The organism is Serratia myotis (assembly GCF_027474885.1).
Lineage (GTDB): Bacteria > Pseudomonadota > Gammaproteobacteria > Enterobacterales > Enterobacteriaceae > Serratia > Serratia proteamaculans.
Window position 1 is genome coordinate 3,409,799 of sequence record NZ_CP099707.1, and the last position, 19,657, is coordinate 3,429,455.

At 54.4% G+C, this 19,657-nt stretch carries 20 protein-coding genes; 5 read left to right on the top strand and 15 right to left on the bottom strand.

Features of this window, described 5'->3' with window-relative positions:
• Positions 1 to 128: 128 nt before the first annotated feature.
• The 14 genes from vapC to flhD form a co-directional block, all read right to left on the bottom strand.
• A complete protein-coding gene (vapC, locus tag NHG65_RS16205) occupies positions 129 to 527 on the bottom strand; it encodes a type II toxin-antitoxin system tRNA(fMet)-specific endonuclease VapC (RefSeq protein WP_099064654.1) in 399 nt (132 codons plus the stop codon).
• Positions 527 to 760: a type II toxin-antitoxin system VapB family antitoxin gene (gene vapB / locus NHG65_RS16210; protein ID WP_085117342.1), complete on the bottom strand. Its 234-nt coding sequence runs from the start codon at positions 758 to 760 to the stop codon at positions 527 to 529. The genes vapC and vapB overlap by 1 nt, the downstream gene beginning before the upstream one ends.
• A gap of 124 nt (positions 761 to 884) precedes the next feature.
• Positions 885 to 1,529, bottom strand: coding sequence for a protein phosphatase CheZ (cheZ, locus tag NHG65_RS16215; RefSeq protein WP_099064655.1), 645 nt, complete (start codon positions 1,527 to 1,529; stop codon positions 885 to 887).
• A 10-nt stretch (positions 1,530 to 1,539) separates the two neighbouring features.
• Positions 1,540 to 1,929 carry a chemotaxis response regulator CheY gene (gene cheY / locus NHG65_RS16220; RefSeq protein ID WP_099064656.1) on the bottom strand — a complete coding sequence of 130 codons (390 nt, stop codon included), beginning with the start codon at positions 1,927 to 1,929 and terminating at the stop codon, positions 1,540 to 1,542.
• 213 nt (positions 1,930 to 2,142) lie between these two features.
• Positions 2,143 to 3,192 (bottom strand): protein-glutamate methylesterase/protein-glutamine glutaminase, encoded by a 1,050-nt coding sequence (locus NHG65_RS16225; protein ID WP_099064657.1) that lies wholly within the window; start codon positions 3,190 to 3,192, stop codon positions 2,143 to 2,145.
• The gene (cheR, locus tag NHG65_RS16230; RefSeq protein WP_026142427.1) at positions 3,192 to 4,064 is read right to left on the bottom strand and encodes a protein-glutamate O-methyltransferase CheR; all 873 of its coding nucleotides are present in this window, start codon (positions 4,062 to 4,064) and stop codon (positions 3,192 to 3,194) included. The genes NHG65_RS16225 and cheR overlap by 1 nt, the downstream gene beginning before the upstream one ends.
• Positions 4,065 to 4,092: 28 nt before the next feature.
• Positions 4,093 to 5,718, bottom strand: a complete 1,626-nt coding sequence (locus NHG65_RS16235) for a methyl-accepting chemotaxis protein (protein WP_219016534.1) — start codon at positions 5,716 to 5,718, stop codon at positions 4,093 to 4,095.
• 84 nt (positions 5,719 to 5,802) lie between these two features.
• The gene (locus NHG65_RS16240) at positions 5,803 to 7,473 is read right to left on the bottom strand and encodes a methyl-accepting chemotaxis protein (RefSeq protein ID WP_099064659.1); all 1,671 of its coding nucleotides are present in this window, start codon (positions 7,471 to 7,473) and stop codon (positions 5,803 to 5,805) included.
• A gap of 172 nt (positions 7,474 to 7,645) precedes the next feature.
• Entirely contained in the window at positions 7,646 to 8,146 is a 501-nt protein-coding gene (gene cheW, locus NHG65_RS16245) for a chemotaxis protein CheW (protein WP_012145706.1), read from the bottom strand.
• 32 nt (positions 8,147 to 8,178) lie between these two features.
• Positions 8,179 to 10,152, bottom strand: coding sequence for a chemotaxis protein CheA (gene cheA, locus NHG65_RS16250; protein ID WP_099064660.1), 1,974 nt, complete (start codon positions 10,150 to 10,152; stop codon positions 8,179 to 8,181).
• A gap of 4 nt (positions 10,153 to 10,156) precedes the next feature.
• On the bottom strand, positions 10,157 to 11,122 hold the full coding sequence (motB, locus tag NHG65_RS16255) for a flagellar motor protein MotB (protein ID WP_219016536.1): 966 nt from the start codon (positions 11,120 to 11,122) through the stop codon (positions 10,157 to 10,159).
• Entirely contained in the window at positions 11,119 to 12,009 is an 891-nt protein-coding gene (motA, locus tag NHG65_RS16260; protein WP_037418923.1) for a flagellar motor stator protein MotA, read from the bottom strand. Before motA ends, motB begins: the two co-directional genes overlap by 4 nt.
• A 158-nt stretch (positions 12,010 to 12,167) precedes the next feature.
• Positions 12,168 to 12,752: a flagellar transcriptional regulator FlhC gene (gene flhC / locus NHG65_RS16265; RefSeq protein ID WP_157765463.1), complete on the bottom strand. Its 585-nt coding sequence runs from the start codon at positions 12,750 to 12,752 to the stop codon at positions 12,168 to 12,170.
• The gene (flhD, locus tag NHG65_RS16270; protein ID WP_017893242.1) at positions 12,752 to 13,102 is read right to left on the bottom strand and encodes a flagellar transcriptional regulator FlhD; all 351 of its coding nucleotides are present in this window, start codon (positions 13,100 to 13,102) and stop codon (positions 12,752 to 12,754) included. The genes flhC and flhD overlap by 1 nt, the downstream gene beginning before the upstream one ends.
• 1,399 nt (positions 13,103 to 14,501) lie before the next feature.
• Here flhD and ydgT point away from each other — a divergent pair.
• From ydgT to curA, 3 genes are all read left to right on the top strand, one after another.
• Positions 14,502 to 14,717, top strand: coding sequence for a transcription modulator YdgT (gene ydgT, locus NHG65_RS16275; protein ID WP_012145712.1), 216 nt, complete (start codon positions 14,502 to 14,504; stop codon positions 14,715 to 14,717).
• A 149-nt stretch (positions 14,718 to 14,866) separates the two neighbouring features.
• A complete protein-coding gene (gene uspC, locus NHG65_RS16280; protein ID WP_499182420.1) occupies positions 14,867 to 15,286 on the top strand; it encodes a universal stress protein UspC in 420 nt (139 codons plus the stop codon).
• A gap of 77 nt (positions 15,287 to 15,363) precedes the next feature.
• Positions 15,364 to 16,398, top strand: coding sequence for an NADPH-dependent curcumin/dihydrocurcumin reductase (gene curA, locus NHG65_RS16285; protein WP_099064663.1), 1,035 nt, complete (start codon positions 15,364 to 15,366; stop codon positions 16,396 to 16,398).
• 43 nt (positions 16,399 to 16,441) lie between these two features.
• Here the strand turns inward: curA and pcp are convergent, their stop codons facing one another.
• The gene (pcp, locus tag NHG65_RS16290) at positions 16,442 to 17,089 is read right to left on the bottom strand and encodes a pyroglutamyl-peptidase I (protein ID WP_490654487.1); all 648 of its coding nucleotides are present in this window, start codon (positions 17,087 to 17,089) and stop codon (positions 16,442 to 16,444) included.
• 1,489 nt (positions 17,090 to 18,578) lie between these two features.
• Here pcp and tagV point away from each other — a divergent pair.
• Complete coding sequence (gene tagV, locus NHG65_RS16295) at positions 18,579 to 19,079, top strand: type VI secretion system accessory protein TagV (protein ID WP_207978431.1); 501 nt, start codon at positions 18,579 to 18,581, stop codon at positions 19,077 to 19,079.
• A 26-nt stretch (positions 19,080 to 19,105) separates the two neighbouring features.
• On the top strand, positions 19,106 to 19,636 hold the full coding sequence (tssJ, locus tag NHG65_RS16300; protein WP_413501729.1) for a type VI secretion system lipoprotein TssJ: 531 nt from the start codon (positions 19,106 to 19,108) through the stop codon (positions 19,634 to 19,636).
• Positions 19,637 to 19,657 lie beyond the last annotated feature (21 nt).

Genomic DNA, 19,657 nt, shown 5'->3' on the forward strand with positions numbered 1-19,657 from the left:
AGCGAGTTTCCTGTGCCGGGAGGGAATAAAATTGCCGTCAGCATGCCAAAAAAATGCTGATTTCATTGATGGAACAGCGAGGAAAAAGGCGGGTTATTTGCGGGATGGTTCAATGAAGCGAGGTGGCGCTACAGCCAATTTTGCAGACGCAGGCCGTCAACGCGTTCAAACTCACGCAGATTATTGGTCACCAGCACCAATCCTTCACTGCGAGCATGTCCGGCAATATGCAGATCGTTGATGCCGATTGGCGTACCCTGCCGTTCCAGGCAGGCACGAATATTACCGTAGTGAGCGGCAGCTTTGGCCGTGTAATCCAGTATCTCCAGACGGGAGACAAAGTCGTCAATCACCCGGGCATTTTCTGTAGGCCGCATACTTTTTTCCACTCCATGAATCAACTCGGCATAAGTGACCGACGAGATCACCATTTTGCCGGCATGCTGATTAAATCTTTGCAGCACTTCCAGTGGCCGACGCTTGATCACGTAAATCACAATGTTGGTATCCAGCATGTGGCTGAACATCAAAATTCTTCCCTTTCAGACTGATACTGGTCGGCCCTCTCGCTGAGAAAATCATCGCTGACGTGATTGTCTGTGCAGAAAAAACTGTCCCAGGTATTTTCTACCGGCGAAAGGATGCGCTCTTTACCGACCACCCGTACCGAGACTTTTGAAACGGAATCGGGAAAGCGGACCTCAGCAGGTAAACGCACGGCCTGGGTGCGGTTATTGGTAAATACAGAACCTAATGTCATAGCGACTCTCCTCTGTGGTGTGGCTTAAATTATAACCACCACAGCGTATATAGCAATGCTATATACCTTGAGTTATGCGAGTCGTTGCGCAGTTCGGGGCACGACTCATGTCGCGCCCCCGTCATCAGAAACCCAGGCTGTCGAGCAGGTCGTCGACCTGTGCCTGATTGGCGATCACACCGGCGCCGTTCTGGTCGAGCTGCGGACCGTTGAGCAGGCTGTCACTCGGCTTTTTCTCTTTCGCCGGCTGTTCAGGAATATTTTCCATCAGCACCATCAGCAGCTGCTTTTCAATCTCCTGCACCACGTCCATCATGCGTTTGATCACCTGACCGGTCAGATCCTGGAAATCCTGCGCCATCATAATTTCCAGCAACTGGGCGTTGGTAAATGCCGTATGCTCCGGCACCTGCTCCAGGTACTGACGGGTGTCGGTCACCAGTTCGCGCGCATCGTCCAGTTCGATCGGATCGGCGAACCAGTCGTCCCAGCGGCCTTTTAACGCCCTGGCCTCTGATTCCAGCTCCGCCTGGCGCGGTTGCGCGGCCTCCACACAGTTCAACGCCCGTTCCGCTGCCTGCGCCGTCATGGTGACTACGTAATCCAGACGATCGCGCGCATCCGGGATTGCCTCTGCCGCCTGGGCGATCGCCTGATCAAGCCCCAGTTCACGCATGCTGTCACGCAACATACGCGTCAGTTGGCCAATGCGAGAGATAATCTCCCCCGCGGTTGCCGCATCGCTGGCAGGCATTGGAATGTCTCTCATCGCCCTCTCCTTACATGCCCAGTTTTTCAAAGATCTTATTGAGCTTTTCTTCCAGCGTTGCCGCCGTAAAAGGTTTCACCACGTAACCGCTGGCACCGGCCTGCGCCGCCGCGATAATGTTTTCTTTCTTGGCTTCCGCCGTCACCATCAGTACCGGCATGGTCGCCAGCGCGCCGTCGGCACGGATAGTCTGCAACAGCTCCAGGCCATCCATGTTCGGCATGTTCCAGTCGGAAACCACGAAGTCGAAGTCACCGGCACGAAGTTTGTTCAACGCATCCGCGCCGTCTTCGGCTTCTTCTACGTTGTTGAATCCCAACTCTTTCAGCAAGTTTCTGACGATACGACGCATGGTGGAAAAATCATCCACCACCAGAAACTTAAGGCTCTTGTCTGCCATTTTTACTCCCATTAAACGATCCCAAACAACAACAGCCAGCCTGACGGCAGCTGTTCGCTATAACCCCTCTATATACCCTATGAATTTCGAGTTGCAGCTAGGCGCCCAGCTCGTTCATCCTCAGGAGCTTACTTAAGTAAGTGACTGGGGTGAGCGAGTGCAGGTAACAACGCTGCAGCTTGAAAGGCGACGGGTATAATTAAGAGCTCAAAATCAAATACGTAATGCCTGGCCACCGGCAATTTGCGCCAGCATCCGTTGGCTCATGCGTTCCAGCTCCACCACTTCATTGACGCCACCGGTGGCGATCGCCTCGCGCGGCATACCGAACACCACACAACTGGCTTCGTTCTGCGCCAGGGTATAGGCACCGGCCCGGTGCATTTCCAGCATGCCCGCGGCACCGTCATTGCCCATGCCGGTCAGGATCACCCCCACCGCATTACGCCCGGCGTACTGCGCGACCGAGCGGAACAGCACGTCCACCGACGGCCGATGGCGGTTGACCGGTGGGCCGTCATGCAGCTTCACCTGATAGTTAGCCCCGCTGCGTGACAGTTCCAGGTGACGATCGCCCGGTGCGATATAGGCATGACCCGGCAGCACGCGCTCACCGTCTTCGGCCTCTTTCACCGTGATTTGGCACAGCTTGTTCAGCCGTTCGGCAAACGAACGGGTAAAGCCCGGGGGCATATGCTGGGTAATCAACAGCGCCGGGCTGGTGGCCGGCAACGGTTGCAGTACCTGACGGATCGCTTCGGTACCACCGGTAGAGGCCCCGATGGCAATCAGCTTTTCACTGCTCAGCAGCGGCGTATGGCTGAGGATCGCCGGGGCCGGGCTGTTGGAGCGTTGGGGTAACCGCGCCTTGGCCGCCGTACGGATTTTCTCGGCGATCAGTTCGCTGTAGGCCAGCATGCCTTCGCGAATGCCCAACTGCGGTTTGGTGACAAAATCCACCGCTCCCAGCTCCAGTGCACGCAGCGTAATTTCCGAACCCTTACCGGTCAGCGACGACACCATCACCACCGGCATTGGCCGCAGACGCATCAGTTTTTCCAGGAAGTCGAGGCCGTCCATACGTGGCATTTCGACATCCAGCGTCAGCACCTGCGGGTTAAACTTTTTGATCAGATCGCGTGCCACCAGCGGATCCGGTGCGCTCGCCACCATCTCCATATCAGGATGGCTGTTGACAATTTCGGTCATCAACTGGCGCATCAGGGCCGAATCGTCGACGCACAATACTCTGATTTTATTCATTACCTCTCCTTGGTCAGGCCATACACGGTCTGCCCACGCAAGTAGAAATCCCGGCTGATCTGGCTGAAGTTCTCGGAGTGACCGGCAAACATCAGCCCCCCCGGTTTAAGCAAGGGCACGAAGCGCCGCAGGATGCGCTCCTGTGTCGCCTTATCGAAGTAGATCATCACGTTGCGGCAGAAAATGGCGTCAAATTGCCCCGGCAGCGCCCATTCCGGCGCCAGCAGGTTAAGCGACTGAAAATTCACCCGCCCCGCCAGTTCCGGCCGCACCCGCACCAACCCCTGATGCGGCCCGGTGCCGCGCAGGAAATAGCGTTGCATCTGCGTCGGCGTCAGGGTGCGCAGATCTTCCTGGCGATACACCCCCGCCTCGGCTTTTTCCAGCACCTGGGTATCGATGTCGCTGGCCCACACCTGACAGCCGGTGGCGCGTTGCCCCAACACTTCACTCAGGGTGATAGCGATCGAGTAAGGTTCTTCCCCGGTCGAGGCCGCCGTGCTCCACACGCAATAGCCGTTTGGTCGTGAGCGAGCATGCTCCGCCAGGATCGGAAAGTGATGCGCCTCGCGGAAAAAGGCCGTCAGGTTGGTGGTCAATGCGTTAATAAACGCCTGCCATTCGGCGCTGTTCGGATCGCTTTCCAACAGCGCCAGATAATCGCCAAAGTCGTTCAGGCCCAGCAACCGCAGGCGTCGTACCAGACGGTTGTAAACCATCTCGCGCTTGTGCTCCGCCAGCACGATGCCGGCGCGCTGGTAAATCAGTTGGCTGATACGACGAAAATGCACGTCCAGCAACGGCAGGCGTTGCACCATCTGCGTCAGCAATGTCGCAGGGTCTCGGTTTGGGGTCGACGGTGCCGGCTTCATACCATGTCACTCAGAAAAAACGGGCTGCTTATGCGGTTTGACAATCTGGGGCTTCCTTTACCACGGGTGAAACTGCGTCTTGAGGGTGAGTCGGTGCGGTGAAGTTATCGTCCGCCAGGCGGAATACCGACACCGCATCGGCCAGGGTGATCGCCTGTTCCTCCAGTGCGGTGGCCGCCGAGGCGGCTTCCTCCACCAGTGCGGCGTTCTGTTGGGTGACCTGATCCATCTGGGTCACGGCCTGCGTCACCTGTTCGATGCCGCGGCTCTGTTCATCCGACGCCGAGGCGATTTCGCCCATGATGTCGGTTACCCGGGTGACCGAACGCACGATGTCCTGCATGGTGGCACCGGAGTTTTCCACCAGCACCGAACCTTGCTTGACTCGACTGACCGACTCGTCGATCAACCCTTTGATTTCTTTCGCCGCCTGCGCGCTGCGTTGCGCCAGGTTGCGCACTTCGCCGGCCACCACCGCAAAACCTCGGCCCTGCTCGCCGGCACGCGCAGCTTCAACCGCCGCGTTCAACGCCAGAATATTGGTCTGGAAGGCAATACCGTCGATTACGCTGGTAATGGCACCAATCTTCTGCGAACTATTGGCAATGTCGTGCATGGTAGTCACCACGTCCCCCGCCAGCTCGCCGCCCTTGGCCGCGGTGGTCGAGGCGTCTCGTGCCAGTTGTGAAGCCTGGCGCGCATTATCGGCATTCTGTTTCACCGTGGCGGTCAACTGCTCCATGCTGGCAGCCGTTTCTTCCAGCGAGGCCGCCTGCTGCTCGGTACGGGAAGAGAGATCGTTGTTGCCTTCGGATATTTCCTGCAGGCCGATCAGGATCGATTCCGCCCCATCGCGCACGGCACCCACGGTGCCGATCAGCGACTGCTGCATGCCTTGCAGGCTGGCGAACAATAGGCTGATTTCATTACGGCCATACACCTGGATCGGCGTGGCCAGATCGCCGGCGGCAATGCGGTCAAAATGACTGCGCATGATATTCAACGGCCGTACCAACATGTTACGCAGCCACCAGGTGGCGCTGCCAGTGACCACGATCAGCATCAGTACCGCACCGGCTACCAGCCAGCCCGACAGGGTGAAGGAGCGCTGATTCGCCGTATTGGCGTCGCTGACGTTAGCGCTCACCAGTTGCAGATACTGGACAAAATCGGCTTCAAACAGGTCCTGGGTTTTCTGCGTCGGCTGGTCCATAAACGCCTGCAGATTATCATTCTCCAGGAAGCCAATCAGCTCACGCAGGGTATTGCGCAGCCGGTCATAGCTGGCCTTGGTAGTTGCGGTCAGCTGTTGTTCCTGTTCACTGTTACGCGGTACCGCCAGGAACTGGTTGAAATAGAGATCGGCTTTTTGCAGTGAACTGCGCGCATTGCCCATCAGCGCATTGACCTGATCCTGCGGCAGTTTGAGCGCCGCACGGGTACCGGCGCGATTGAGCGTATTACGCGCCTGTAGCAGCGATACCCAGCTCAGGCTGAGGGCATCGCGCTGCTGGCTGCCGAGGGTGATCAAATTCAGATTGTGGTGATCGGAGCGGAAAGCGGTGTACGACAAGCCGCTGGTGGCCAACTGCATAACACAAAAAGTCATCAACAACAGAAACAGACTGGTAGAGACGCGGATTCGGTTAAACACTGTGAACCTCCTTGCAGCCGGCCGATGGCCAGCTCACGACGGGGAATCGGCCTCCCCCCGAACAGGAAGGAGGCCTAATGCCGGTTAGAACGTTTCCCAGTTATCCTGCGGATCGCTGGCGTTCATTTTTTTATGATTGAGTACCGGTGTTACTGTTGCCTTGCTGCTGGCGGGCATTTTGAATTCATCCTGGCCTGCCGCTTTTAAACGGAATACCGCCACCGACTGGGTCAGCATGCTGGCCTGCTCTTCCAGCGCCGCCGCTGCAGAAGCAGACTCTTCCACCAGTGAGGCGTTCTGCTGGGTGACGCGGTCCATTTCTGCTACCGCCTGACCAACCTGATCGATGCCACGGCTCTGTTCGTCGGACGCCGAGGCAATTTCCCCCATGATGTCGGTGACACGGGTAACCGCATTGACGATATCGCCCATGGTTTCCCCGGCGCTTTCCACCAGTACCGAGCCCATATCAACCCGGTTGACGGAATCTTCGATCAGCCCTTTGATTTCCTTCGCCGCCTGCGCACTGCGCTGGGCCAGATTACGTACTTCACCGGCCACCACCGCAAAACCACGGCCCTGTTCACCGGCGCGTGCCGCTTCTACCGCTGCGTTCAATGCCAGGATGTTGGTCTGGAAAGCAATGCCGTCGATCACGCCGGTAATGTCGGCAATTTTCTGTGAACTACCGGCAATGTCATGCATGGTTTGCACCACATTGGCCACCACCTTGCCGCCTTTCTGCGCGGTTTCGGAGGCGCTCAACGCCAACTGGCTGGCCTGGCGGGCATTTTCGGCGTTCTGTTTCACCGTGGCGGTCAACTGCTCCATGCTGGCAGCGGTTTCCTCCAGTGAGGCGGCCTGCTGTTCGGTACGAGAAGAGAGGTCGTTATTGCCGGCGGCAATTTCGGAGGCACCGCTATAGATCGCGTCGGCGCCCTGACGGACCCCACTGACGGTGTCGATCAGTTCGTTCTGCATATGTTTGAGGCTGGCGGCCAATACGCCCATTTCATTGCGGCTGTTCACTGCAATCTGCTGGGTCAGATCGCCGGCGGCAATCATTTTGATGTGTTCGATCATGCGGTTCAGCGGACGCACCAGGATGTGGTGAATGCCGCTCCACACCAACATGATCACCGCCAGAACCACCAGTAACACTACCGCCAGCGTCCAGAGTGCGAAGTTGAAGGAGTTGTTGCTGTCTTCTACTGCGCTCTGATAAAGCTTGTCGTTTTGCGCCAGGTAGGTGTTGTAGATATCTTCGAACGCGTCCTGATAGCTTTGCGTCGGCTGGTCAAAGAAGGCGTTGATCTTGCCCTCACCCAGCAATACGGTCAGTTCGGTTAAAGCGCCGTGCAGGATGCCGTATTGCTGCTTGAGCTTTTCGGCTGACTGCGCGTCCTGGCGGGCATTGAGAGGGATTTTGTCATAGGCGGCGTAGTGTTGTTCTGCCACCACCAGGTTGCTTTTGGCTCGCGCCAGCAGCTCGGCCACAGTGGCACCGCTGCCAATGTTATTGGTGTCCATCATGTGACGAATACCGGCACGGTTGAGCGTGTTGCGGGCCTGCAGCAGGTTGACCCAGCTTTCGTTCAGCTCGGATTGTTGCTGGCGAATGGTCTGCAATACGGTGAAGTTTTCTTTGTCATTCTTCAGTGAGGAGAAGAACAGCCCGCCTGATACCAACTGCAAGGCGCCAAATAACACCAGCACCAGTAACAGGCTGGTGACCACCTTCATACGATTAAACATGTTTTCCCTTGTTAAACGCCCGCGCGGACAGGCCCTGATTACGTTGATTGACAGAGTTATCGGCGCGGTTGGGAAGAACTTTATGCGGGGAGGTAACTATTTTTATGTAGGGTTTAGGTTTGTCCGGTTTCCAGATCAGGGCGCGGCATGCAGCGCCCCTACGGGTAGCGGATCAGGCGCTTTTGGCCACACTGTCGACCAGCGACATCTCTTCACTGCTCAGCAATTTTTCGATATCAACCAGGATCAGCATGCGATCGCCCAGCGAACCCAGGCCGGTCAGGTATTCGGTCGCCAGCGTCACGGCAAATTCCGGCGCCGGACGGATCTGCTCGGTGGTCAGCGACAGTACGTCGGACACGCCGTCAACCACGATACCCACCACCCGTTGGCCAAAGTTCAGCACGATCACCACGGTATTTTCATCGTAGGATACGTCCTGCTGAGCGAATTTCACCCGCAGGTCGATAATCGGCACAATCACGCCGCGCAGGTTGGTGACGCCCTTGATAAAGGCCGGAGTATTGGCGATACGCGTAACCTGATCGTAGCCGCGGATCTCCTGCACCTTGAGGATATCAATGCCATATTCCTCATTGCCCAAGGTAAAAATCAGGAATTCTTGCCCTACCGTTTCGCCAGCCAGTTTGCTGACGGTTGCCAGTCCTGCCATGTCATTCACCCTTCAAATCAATAGATTAATTGTTATGCGGCTGCGTCGGTCTGACGCTGTTCACGGTTCAGCGTTTGCAGCGCCGAGACATCGACAATCAGCGCCACGCTGCCGTCACCGAGAATAGTGGCCGCGGAAATGCCCGGCACTTTGCGATAGTTGCTTTCCAGATTCTTCACCACCACCTGATGCTGGCCGATCAGTTGATCCACCAGCAACGCATAGCGACGGCCGGCGCTTTGCAGGATCACCACAATGCCCTGGGTGGCGTCGGTTTTGGCACCTGCAACCTCAAACACCCGGAACAGCTCCACCAGCGGCAGATATTCGCCACGCACCTGCAACACCCGCTCGCCACCGGCTAACGGATGCAGGTCTTCGGCCTGTGGCTGCAGGGATTCCATCACGGCGTTGAGCGGCAGAATAAACACTTCGTCGTTTACCTTGACCGACATGCCATCGAGGATCGCCAGCGTCAACGGCAGCAGGATGCGGATCGCGGTGCCCTTGCCAGCCTGAGAGTGGATTTCTACATGCCCTCCCATCTCCTGAATATTGCGCTTCACCACGTCCATGCCAACACCGCGACCGGATACGTCGGTCACCTGCTCGGCGGTGGAAAAACCCGGGGCAAAGATCAGCATACCGACGTCTTCATCGCTCATGCTGTCACTGACTGGCAGCCCCTGCGAGGCCGCCTTGGCGAGAATCTTCTCACGGTTCAGGCCGGCACCGTCGTCGGTCACCTCGATACAGATATTGCCACCCTGATGCTCCGCCGACAGGATCAGATTACCCACCGCCGACTTACCGGCGGCGATGCGCGTGTCGGGATCTTCAATGCCGTGGTCCAGGCTGTTGCGCACCAGGTGGGTCAAGGGATCGATAATGCGTTCGATCAGGCTCTTGTCCAGTTCGGTAGAACTGCCCTGCAACTGCAGCTCTACTTGTTTATTCAGCTTGCCGGCCAGATCGCGCACCAACCGCGGGAAGCGGCTGAACACGTACTCCATCGGCATCATGCGGATCGACATCACCGACTCTTGCAGATCGCGCGCGTTGCGCTCCAACTGACTCATGCTGTTCAGCAGGTCACCGTGATTGACCGGATCCAGGTCGCCCGAACGCTGCGCCAGCATCGACTGGGTGATCACCAGTTCGCCGACCAGGTTGATCAGTTGGTCCACTTTCTCTACCGCTACGCGGATGCTGGTGGATTCACTGGCCTTGGCCCGCGGCTTCGGCGCTTCGGTCACCACAGGGGCGGGTTTGGCGACCGGCAGTGCTACAGCAACCGGCATTGCCGGCTCAGGGGGCACAACTGGCGTCTCGACCTGCGGCGGCGTGGTGAAACTGATTTGCTCCGGCTCCAGCACAAAACAGAGCACTGCGCTGATGTCATCTTCGCTGGCGGAGGTCAGCAGCGTCACTTCCAGGCTGCTTTCGGTCTGATGCGGGTTTTTCACCTCGCCCAGATTCCCCAGCTCTTCCAGCATCAGCGGCACTTCGTTCGGCTTCAGGCCACACAGGCAAACCCGCATCCCACCTTCAATCGCCGCAGGCGTGGCGGCGGCATGTTCCGTGACCGGATGCGCTACAGAGGCATCCTGCTGCTGTGCGTCCAACGCAAGCTGGCGCAGCGCCTGACAGATGTATTCAAAGCTGTCGGCGTCAGGCTTTTGCGACGTTTTATAGGCGTCCAGTTGCTCCTGCATAATGTCTTTGGTTTCCAGAAACAGGTTGATAATCTCGGTGCTGAGGCTCATTTCCTGACGCCGTGCACCGTCCAGCAAGTTCTCCAGCAGGTGGGTGGTTTCCTGCAGCACCGAAAAGCCAAAGGTGGCCGCACCGCCCTTGATTGAGTGCGCTGCGCGAAAAATGGCGTTCAGCGGCTCAATGTCCGGAGCCAACGGATCCAGCTCCAGCAGGTGTTGCTCCATGTCGGCCAGCAACTCGTCTGCTTCATCAAAAAAGGTCTGATAAAACGCACTAATATCCATGCTCACGGGATCACCTCTGCTGTGAGTCGCTGTTAATCGGTGTAGGGACAGCCACCGGCTGCTCCGGTGCAATGAGGGTGGCCGGGGCCGTCGCCGACGGAGCCAGCGACTTCAGATCGACCGGCCGGGCGACATCCATCGCGTTGCTTTCGCCATTTTCGTGTTCAATGCCCTGCTGGGTTTGTTTGTTCAGCACCAGTACGGTGATGCGACGGTTGATGGCATCGTCGGCACCGTGCTGTTTCAGACTCATGGTGGCGGCCATGCCCACCACCCGCAGCACTTTTCCTTCCGACAGACCACCGGCGATCAGTTCGCGCCGTGAAGCATTGGCACGATCGGCCGAAAGCTCCCAGTTGCTGTAACCGCGCTCGCCGCTGGCGTAAGGAATATCGTCGGTATGGCCAGACAGGCTGATTTTATTCGGCAGGTCATTGAGGATCGGAGCGATTGCCCGCAGGATATCTCGCATATAGCTTTCAACCTGCGCACTGCCGGTTTTAAACATCGGGCGGTTTTGACTGTCGATGATCTGGATGCGTAAACCTTCATCCATCATGTTGATCAGCAGATGCGGGCGCAGCGCTTTCAGACGCGGATCGGACTCAATCAGCTCATCCAGTTTTTCCCGCAATTTGTTCAACCGCAGCTCCTCGTCACGCTTTTCCAGCGTATCGATCTGCCTTTTCACCAGTCCGTCCTGCTGGGTAGGATCATCCCCACCGCCGGGGATAGGGCTGCTTTCCGAACTGCTTTTGTCGCCGTTCGTCAGCGCCACTTTCAGCGGCGTACGGAAGTATTCGGCGATTTGCGTCAGTTCCTGCGGACTGGCGATCGCCAGCAGCCACATCACCAGGAAGAATGCCATCATCGCCGTCATAAAGTCGGCATAGGCAATCTTCCAGGAGCCGCCGTGGTGGCTGGCCTGATGCGACTTGCGTTTTCTGACCAGAATAACCGGATGATTCTGCTTCATGCCTGTTCTTCTTCCGTCGCCTGCTGTGCCGGCGCTTTCACCCGACGCACATGTTCTTCCAGCTCGACGAAGGACGGACGCTCGGTGGTGTACAGCGTTTTACGGCCGAATTCGACCGCAATCTGCGGCGCATAGCCGTTCAGACTGGACAGTAAAGTGACCTTGATGCACTGCATCATTTTGACGTTTTCGGCGCTTTTCTGCCGCAACAGGGTCGCCAACGGCGAGATAAAACCGTAGGCCAGCAAAATGCCGAGGAAGGTACCGACCATCGCGTTGGCGATCAACGCCCCCAGCTCGGCCGCCGGGCGATCGGCCGAGGCCAGCGCATGCACCACCCCCATCACCGCCGCAACAATACCGAAGGCCGGCAACGAATCACCGACCATCGCCAGGCTGCCTGCCGGCACCTCGCTTTCCTGTTCAAAGGTTTCGATCTCTTCGTCCATCAACGCTTCGATCTCAAACGCATTCATGTTGCCGCTCACCATCAGCCGTAAGTAATCGGTAATAAACTCTACGAGGGTGTTATCGGCAAGAATGCGCGGATAATTAGAGAAAATTTCACTTTCCTGCGGATTATCAATATCGAACTCGAGAGACAGCATGCCCTGCTGGCGGGACTTGGCCAGCAGCCGATACAGCAGCGCCATCAGATCCATGTATAAATCTTTGCTGTATTTTGAACGGCGCATCAGCTTGGGAATGGCGCGCAGGGTGGATTTTATCGCCTTACCGTTGTTGCCCACGATAAAAGCGCCGATACCCGCGCCGCCGATAATCAAAAATTCTGCCGGCTGATAAAGCGCGCCCAGATGGCCCCCCACAATCAGGTAGCCCCCAAAGACCGCACCCAATACCACGAGATAACCCAAAATAACTAACACACGCATTCCTTAAATTAACAATGTGGATGGAAGGTGGGCTAAGCGCGCGCTTGAGACGCACCGACGCAGCAGGCTGGGCTGCGCCGATGGGTTCGGCATGCCGAACCCTGCGTTTCACAAATCGGTTTAGGTCTGGATAAACCGGCGCTGCCGCCGGCTCAAATCGCGCGTTTAACCTGCTCGTCCAGCAGTTGAGGAATAATATCGGCCAGTTGCGGCGAAAGTTTACGTCTTTTTACTGCGCGGGATGGGGGTTGGCATAAACTGCAAACAAAACTGTTCAACGGCTGGTGCGCATGGGTGATAAAAGTACCGCCGCAGCAGTTGCAGGCAGAAAGCTGCAGCATACCGCTATCGACGAAACGCACCAGCGTCCAGGCCCGGGTTAAAGCCAGCAACGGTGGCTCGCCCGGCGCGTGCGGACACTGCTCCAGATACAGGCGATAAGCTTTAATCACCGCTTCAACGCCCGTACAGTGCCCACTCTTCATCAGGAAGCTATAGGCGTTATAAAACATTGATGAATGGATGTTCTGTTCCCAGGTCATAAACCAGTCGGTCGAGAACGGTAACATCCCTTTGGGTGGCGGACTGCCGCGCAACTCCTTATACAACTTAATCAACCGCCCACGGCTGAGCTGAGTTTCACTTTCCAGCATCTGCAACCGGGCGCCCAACGTGATCAGCTCCATGGCCAGCTGAATGTCCTTGGCTTCCTGAACAATACTTTTCTCTGCCATCATCAAGCTCTTTTCTTCGTCGCACTACCGTCTTTAGCCGACAGCTCTTGCAGTAAGTGGCTTGATAGCAAAATGCCGGTATGGATTTGCTGCAGATCGTCCACGCGCGACTCTTTTGTCAGGCGTTCAATCGTATGGTGATCGTTAAAACGGAATTGACAGACCAATTGGTTGGTCTCAGCCAGTTTGACCATTTGCGGTAACGTGAGTTGAGCGAGTGCATCAGCCATGGTCTCGTCGATACCCAGACGGAACATTGCCGATGCTTTTTCATCATTAATCAGACGCTGTGCTAAAAGTAAATATGACAAATTGATGTCATAAATATGCTTAAGTAATTCAGACGTACCCATATTCCCCATCCCGACAGACTATGTTTAAAAACATACGCTGGGTGATAATTTTTATCGCCCGTGACCTGGGTTTGTTCCCTAAGTTGGCAAATGAAGCCCTAAATAACGACCGTTATAAATTTTTCAACATCACTAAATTCGGACCGTCATTCAGTATTTGATACGTGCGTAAACCAACGTGTATGGATGTACAGCATTTTGCTCCAGCAGTGTTTAATCACCGTGAAACTATTTTTACAAAATTAATAAGATTATTCCTAATGCAGCGCAACTCTACCCCCGAACCATTAGCACACACAATGTAAGTAAGAGGCAATTTTAAATACAATGTGATCTAGATCACAAAAATAAAAAATATTTAAGCCAAATATCCGCTTTACCGTCTGTTTTTCAATCTGGTTTTAGGGCAAAAAATAGCCATAAGTAAAAAAACGTCTTAAAAACAATGTATATAAGCCAAAAAAATATCTTTTTTAGATCAATTCGAACAAAAGCATTACCAAACTAAAATAACAGAACAAAAATCTGCTCGTAGCCGATAAAGACAGTATAAATAACCGTTTAATAAGCCATAAACTATCCGCATTGAAAAGTAACTCATGTAAACTATAAGGTTATGGGGTTTCGGATTTGACTTAAAACTCGAGTGATAGGTTGTTTTATTTTTCAGCTAATGATCGCTTTCGGTTAACAAAGTCTCGCTTAAGTTGTGAACAAGACAGTAGTCGTAACCATATGTTTCACGATAAGGAGAATGAAGCGTCTGGTTTCGGATTTTTCTTGAGCGAATTATCCCAAGACGATTTATCGGCAGTATTAATTAAAACTTTAATAATTTTTTATCGCCCGACGAAAAATCATTTAAATCTCATATAATGTTTATTGGCCAATAAACCTCGGTGTCATTTCCCGTCACGCTTATAAATTAAAACGTAGTTTCGTTTTATTTTATACCTTGGTTTCATCTATACCCGATGGATTTCAAGTTACCGCCTGCTCGCACATCTTGAGGACGAGCAGGTACATTTCATCGCCGATTCGCACTAATTGGTTGAAAAAAGCACCAGCGGGTGTTCCGCTCTCGAGAATCACGCGGCAGTGCATGTTGCATGTGCGCTCATCGCAAGCAATGCCCTGCCGATCTGATCACCTGGACTTTCCAAACCTGAGACTTTCCCTATTTTGGGTGCCAATCAGCAGGTTGGCATTGCCGACAACGCACGGTCATATTATTATTCTCGACGCAGGATCAACTTGCGCGCAGCCATTTATTACCGTATCGAAATTTATTTATTTGAAATTAATTTTTCAGGTCACACATCACACTTTTGCTGCTGTCATGATGACAGGGTGATGTTTCTTCGTCCGGCGACAACTCTTAACAGGCTATATTTTAATCATGACTGATACCCTGGATTACCTGATGACATTCCGTAAATGCACCAGCTTGGACAGCGTGGAAAAAGTGTACGACAAGCTCAACTATTCCATTGATAATGATATTGAAATCAGCAACATGTACCGAGCCGCCGATCACCGCCGCGCCGAACTGGTTGCCGGTAAATTGTTCGACTTGGGCAAAGTGCCGAAAACGCTGTGGGCACAAGTGCTATAATTTTTTTATTACACGCGCGTACCCGTTTATCTTTTATTGCTAAATAACGGCAATAGTCTGTGATTTATTGACGCGCGTGATACAAAACACATTTATTAGTTTCCTCAGGCTCTACCCTTTCCCCTAAGAACAGGAAACAGGAGTGGAAGATGGGATATCAAAACGTTTTGGTTACCGTCGCCGTGGCGGCAGACAGTCACCGTCTGGTTGAAAAAGCCGTCTCCATCGTGCGACCTTACAACGGCAAAATCACCCTGCTGAGCATGATCGCCAATCCAGAAATGTACAATAACTTCGCCGGGCCGATGTTGGGAGATCTGCGTGCGTTGATGGAAGAGGAAACGTTGCTGTTTATGGAAGAGTTACGCCTGCGGGCCGATTACCCGATAACCGATACGTTGATCGTCCACGGCGAGTTGGGTGACAGCCTTAACTATGCCAGCCATCAGCAAACCTTTGATTTGGTGATTTGTGGCAATCACAGTGACAGCATGATGAACAAGGTTTCCTGCTCTGCAGCACGCTTTATCAATACCAGCCATATCGACGTGCTGATCATTCCTCTTTGAGGCTGAGCACATTAGGCCATTTCCCCTTGCCAAGGATTGTCTAGACTTAGGGCCCGTGTCCGCTTAAGGAGTCTACGATGTCCCAGTCTACGCAACAAAACCGCCGTTTTCTGTTAGCCTCACGTCCGCACGGTGAACCTACCGCAGACAATTTCCGTCTGGAAACAACGACGATACCGCAACCCACTGCCGGCCAACTGCTGTTACGCACCGTTTACCTGTCACTTGATCCTTACATGCGCGGCAGAATGAGCGATGCTCCTTCTTATGCCCCACCGGTGGAGATCGGCGAAGTGATGGTTGGCGGCACGGTATCCCGGGTTGTCACATCGCAACATCCTGACTTCAAACCCGGTGACTGGGTGTTGGGTTACGACGGCTGGCAGGATTATGCGCTGTCTGACGGCAGCGGCTTACGTAACCTAGGCCCGGATCAAAAACACCCTTCCCGCCTGCTCGGCGTCTTGGGCATGCCGGGCTTCACCGCTTATATGGGCCTGCTGGATATCGGTCAGCCTAAACCCGGTGAAACCCTGGTGGTGGCGGCCGCCAGTGGTGCCGTCGGTTCCGTCGTCGGGCAGGTTGCCAAACTGAAAGGTTGCCGCGTGGTTGGCGTGGCCGGCGGTAAAGAGAAATGCCGCTATGTGGTAGAAGAGTTGGGCTTTGATGCCTGCGTTGATCACCGGGCGCCTGATTTTGCCGAACAGCTGGCCGCCGCCTGCCCGCAGGGCATCGACATTTATTATGAAAACGTCGGTGGTGCCGTGTTTGATGCGGTGATCCCACTGCTTAATACCCAGGCTCGTATTCCGGTGTGCGGCATTATCGCCCATTACAACGCCACCGACTTGCCTGCCGGCCCGGATCGCCTGCCGATGCTGCAGGGGCTGATCTTGCGCAAGCGCATCCGCATGCAAGGCTTTATTATTTTCGACGACTATGCAGAAGGTTTTGGCGAATTCCTGCAGCAGATGGGCGAATGGGTTGGTCAGGGAAAAATCAAATTCCGCGAAGATCTGGTCGACGGGCTGGAAAATGCGCCACAGGCGTTCATCGGCCTGCTGCAAGGCAAGAACTTCGGCAAACTGGTGATCCGCGTTAGCGACGAGTAATGTTTCAGGGCGCAGTCATTGTGAACTGCGCCCTGTTATTAACTCAATGCAGCGCCCCGCCGGAAATCGTTAAATCCTCCCCGACCGTCAAACTGGTATGCACAATACTTCGCACCGCCTCAATCATCGTCGCTAACGCCATGCTCGGTTTGCCCGGATGATTGACCGCCAGCTCATGGCTGTACGGAATGTGGATAAACCCACCTTTGATTGCCAGATTATGGCTGGCGATATGATGACTCAGTCCATAAAAAAGCTGGTTGCAGTTGTAGGTGCCCGCCGTATGCGATACCGCGGCCGGAATGCCTGACTGACGCAAGTGATGCACGATCGCCTTCACCGGCAGCGTAGAGAAGTAACCCACCGGACCGCCTTTCACCACGGGTACGTCTATCGGTTGTTTACCGGCGTTATCGGGAATACGGGCGTCGATCAGGTTGACGGCCACGCGCTCAATAGAGATTTCCCCACGCCCACCGGCCAGGCCCAGGCAGATCACCACCCGCGGCCGTAACTCTTCGATCGCTGCAATAAGTTGCTGGTTGGATAAACCCAACACGCAGGCCAATTCGCGCACCACAACTTCCGCACCGGCTATCTGTTCCCCGGCCAGCGCCTGGGCAATCTGCCATGAGGGGTTGATCGCGTCGCCGTCAAACGGCTCAATGCCGGTCACCAATACCCTGTCCATCGTCACACCTTATGTTGTTATTGAATCAGCGTGCTCCCAGCCTAAACAACGCGGTATGATTCTGGAAATAGATTATTTGTATATAGAGTATTCATACAATAAATTTATCCAGTGCCGCCCGGCAATTTGCCGATCCCTCAAAAATTCAGTTTCTGCCGCTACCGGGTGAATTGGCCGTACCGGCCTTTCCGATCGAAATGGTTGCCGGACGACAGATCAAGCACGACCCTGCTTTGGCGTGGTTATGCGACACCCTGCCCCAACTCAATCTCAATCCTTTTCGCCGTTAATTCATCCCTACTAAAGCATTAACCATTCGGTCAATCGACCCGCGTCCGCCCCCGCCCTGAGCGACTTTTCGCCCAACCAAATAGGAATCCTCCTAAATAACATTCCTTTTATTTATATATGAGATCATCTTTACCCTGCGAATGGTAAGTACATAAAACGACCTGTCACTTTATTTGCGTTAAAAAATAGTCGTTATTTAAGTACATTGGCTTAAGTGTTACATAAATATTTCATGGTATTACCAATGATCCAAAAAATATCCACGCAAAAACAATTACTGCATAAATACATGTTTTGTATGGTTTAAATTTAAATTGTGAGTGAGATAACGAATTGGACATTGATCCAGAAGGTTATTTTGCAAATTTGTAAGGCTATTGTAGACTGCGGAAAGTCTGTTTATATGTAAACTTTGTTAAGTTTTTCGTCAGTCCATGTCTCAATTCGTGACAGATACGTCATCGGGATCCTGCGTTAATTCTCGTGCGGTAGCTATGTCTCAATCGAGAGATTGTGCGAATTATCTTATCATTCCGCATCCCTCTCGGGTTGCCGTCAACCGCGGTTTAAACGCCTTTCCGGTGAGTGTCACTCGCTGGGCTTTTTGAGTTTACAGTTGAGTTATTGAGCCTAAAAAACCTGACCGTCACCATCAAACAACCAGGTTAAAACAGCCAGCAGCACAAAGATTGTGAAGTAGCCTGATATCTATTAAACCGAAAAACGGGATTGTTTTTGAGCGATACGGCCTGGCTGTTCGCTGATATCTACGGGAAGCCTTACACACAATGAAAGCCGTAAAACCATTGCGCCCAAGCGCAGTTCATCGTCCTTGCCACGGGCAGGGAAAACATCATCCGGATGTCTCCGTTTTGGCGCTGGCCGACATCGGAGTATCCCCGCGTCTGTACCCTAAACCCGAACTGTGGCAACTGCCCCATAAAGTGTTACCGCTCGGCCACTGGGTTAATCATCAGCTCGTCACTCCCCCCACGACGAAAAAGGCATCCCGACGGATACCTTTGCCCCATGGCTGAAAGGTTCGCCGGCTACGCTGGTTTACTCGCCTCAGCCGGCAAAACACCTCTGATACGCATCCTGACCTGCCAGCTAAAAATAATGTCGCTTGCGCCTCCAGCCGGCGCTTTTATTACACAGCCGCTTCATTTCTGCCCATAAAAAGCTCAAAGAGGATATTGTGAAAACACGGATTACCTTAACGCTGTTGACCGCCCTGACGCTTGCCGGCTGCTCCACCCCGCCACCACCACCACCGGTACTCGATAACAACGCCCTGATCAGCAGCGAAGTGGACGGTGTAAAACTGCAGCACCGCGTCGCCATCACCGCTCCCCAACAGTTCAAACCCATAGGCAAGGAATACCGCAGTCTGTACGCCGCCAGCATCATGAGCAGCCCCGGCTACAACGGCACTCCGGTCGGCAGCCTGGACAATGCCGCCGCTTTCTATGCGTTGGGTGAAGTCGAAAACCACTGGCTGGCAATCTCCGAAGTCGACGGAGGCGATCTGATGGGGTACATCCAGACCAACGCCGGTGTACCGGCAACGCGTTACAAATCGACGCTGCGTAAAGATTTACCGCGCCGTACCCGTACCGCCCAGCAGGACTGCGTAAAAGTCGGCGGTGACAGCAAGGCCTGTAAAAGCGCCGGCTCTGCCACCTGGATCCTTCAGTAGTTCCCCCCAGGTTGACGAGACTTAACATGATAACCACATCCATCACCTCCCGCCGGTGCGGGCTATTGATCCTGATATTGGCCGCACTGACGCTCAGCGGCTGCATGTCCTCTGCCAAGAGTGTGCCCTCTCGCTACAGCCTGGTCTTTGACGCCGACCGCCAGGTCAATGTCGTAGCCGGTCAACGTCCTGCACCGATTAAAATTCGCGTGCTGCTGCTGCGCTCTGATGCGGAATTTATGGAGGCCGACTTCTTTAGCCTGCAGAGCGATGCGAAAAGCGTGCTGGGAGCCAGCCTGCTGGACAGTGACCAATTCTTCCTGACTCCGGGCCAGATGGGCAAAAAGCTCAGCGGCCAAAGCACGCTGGAAACCCGATATATCGGCATCATCGCCGAATATCAAAACCTCGATGGCAAAGCCTGGCGCATTTCCTTACCGCTGCCGGAACCGACCGAGACCAATTTTTACAAAGTATGGCAATTCTCGCCGGATGAGCTGGAAGCCCACATCGTCGCAGGCATTAGTGGCCTGCGTACCCTGAAAGATCCCGACTGACCCACCGCTGTGCTGAAGCGA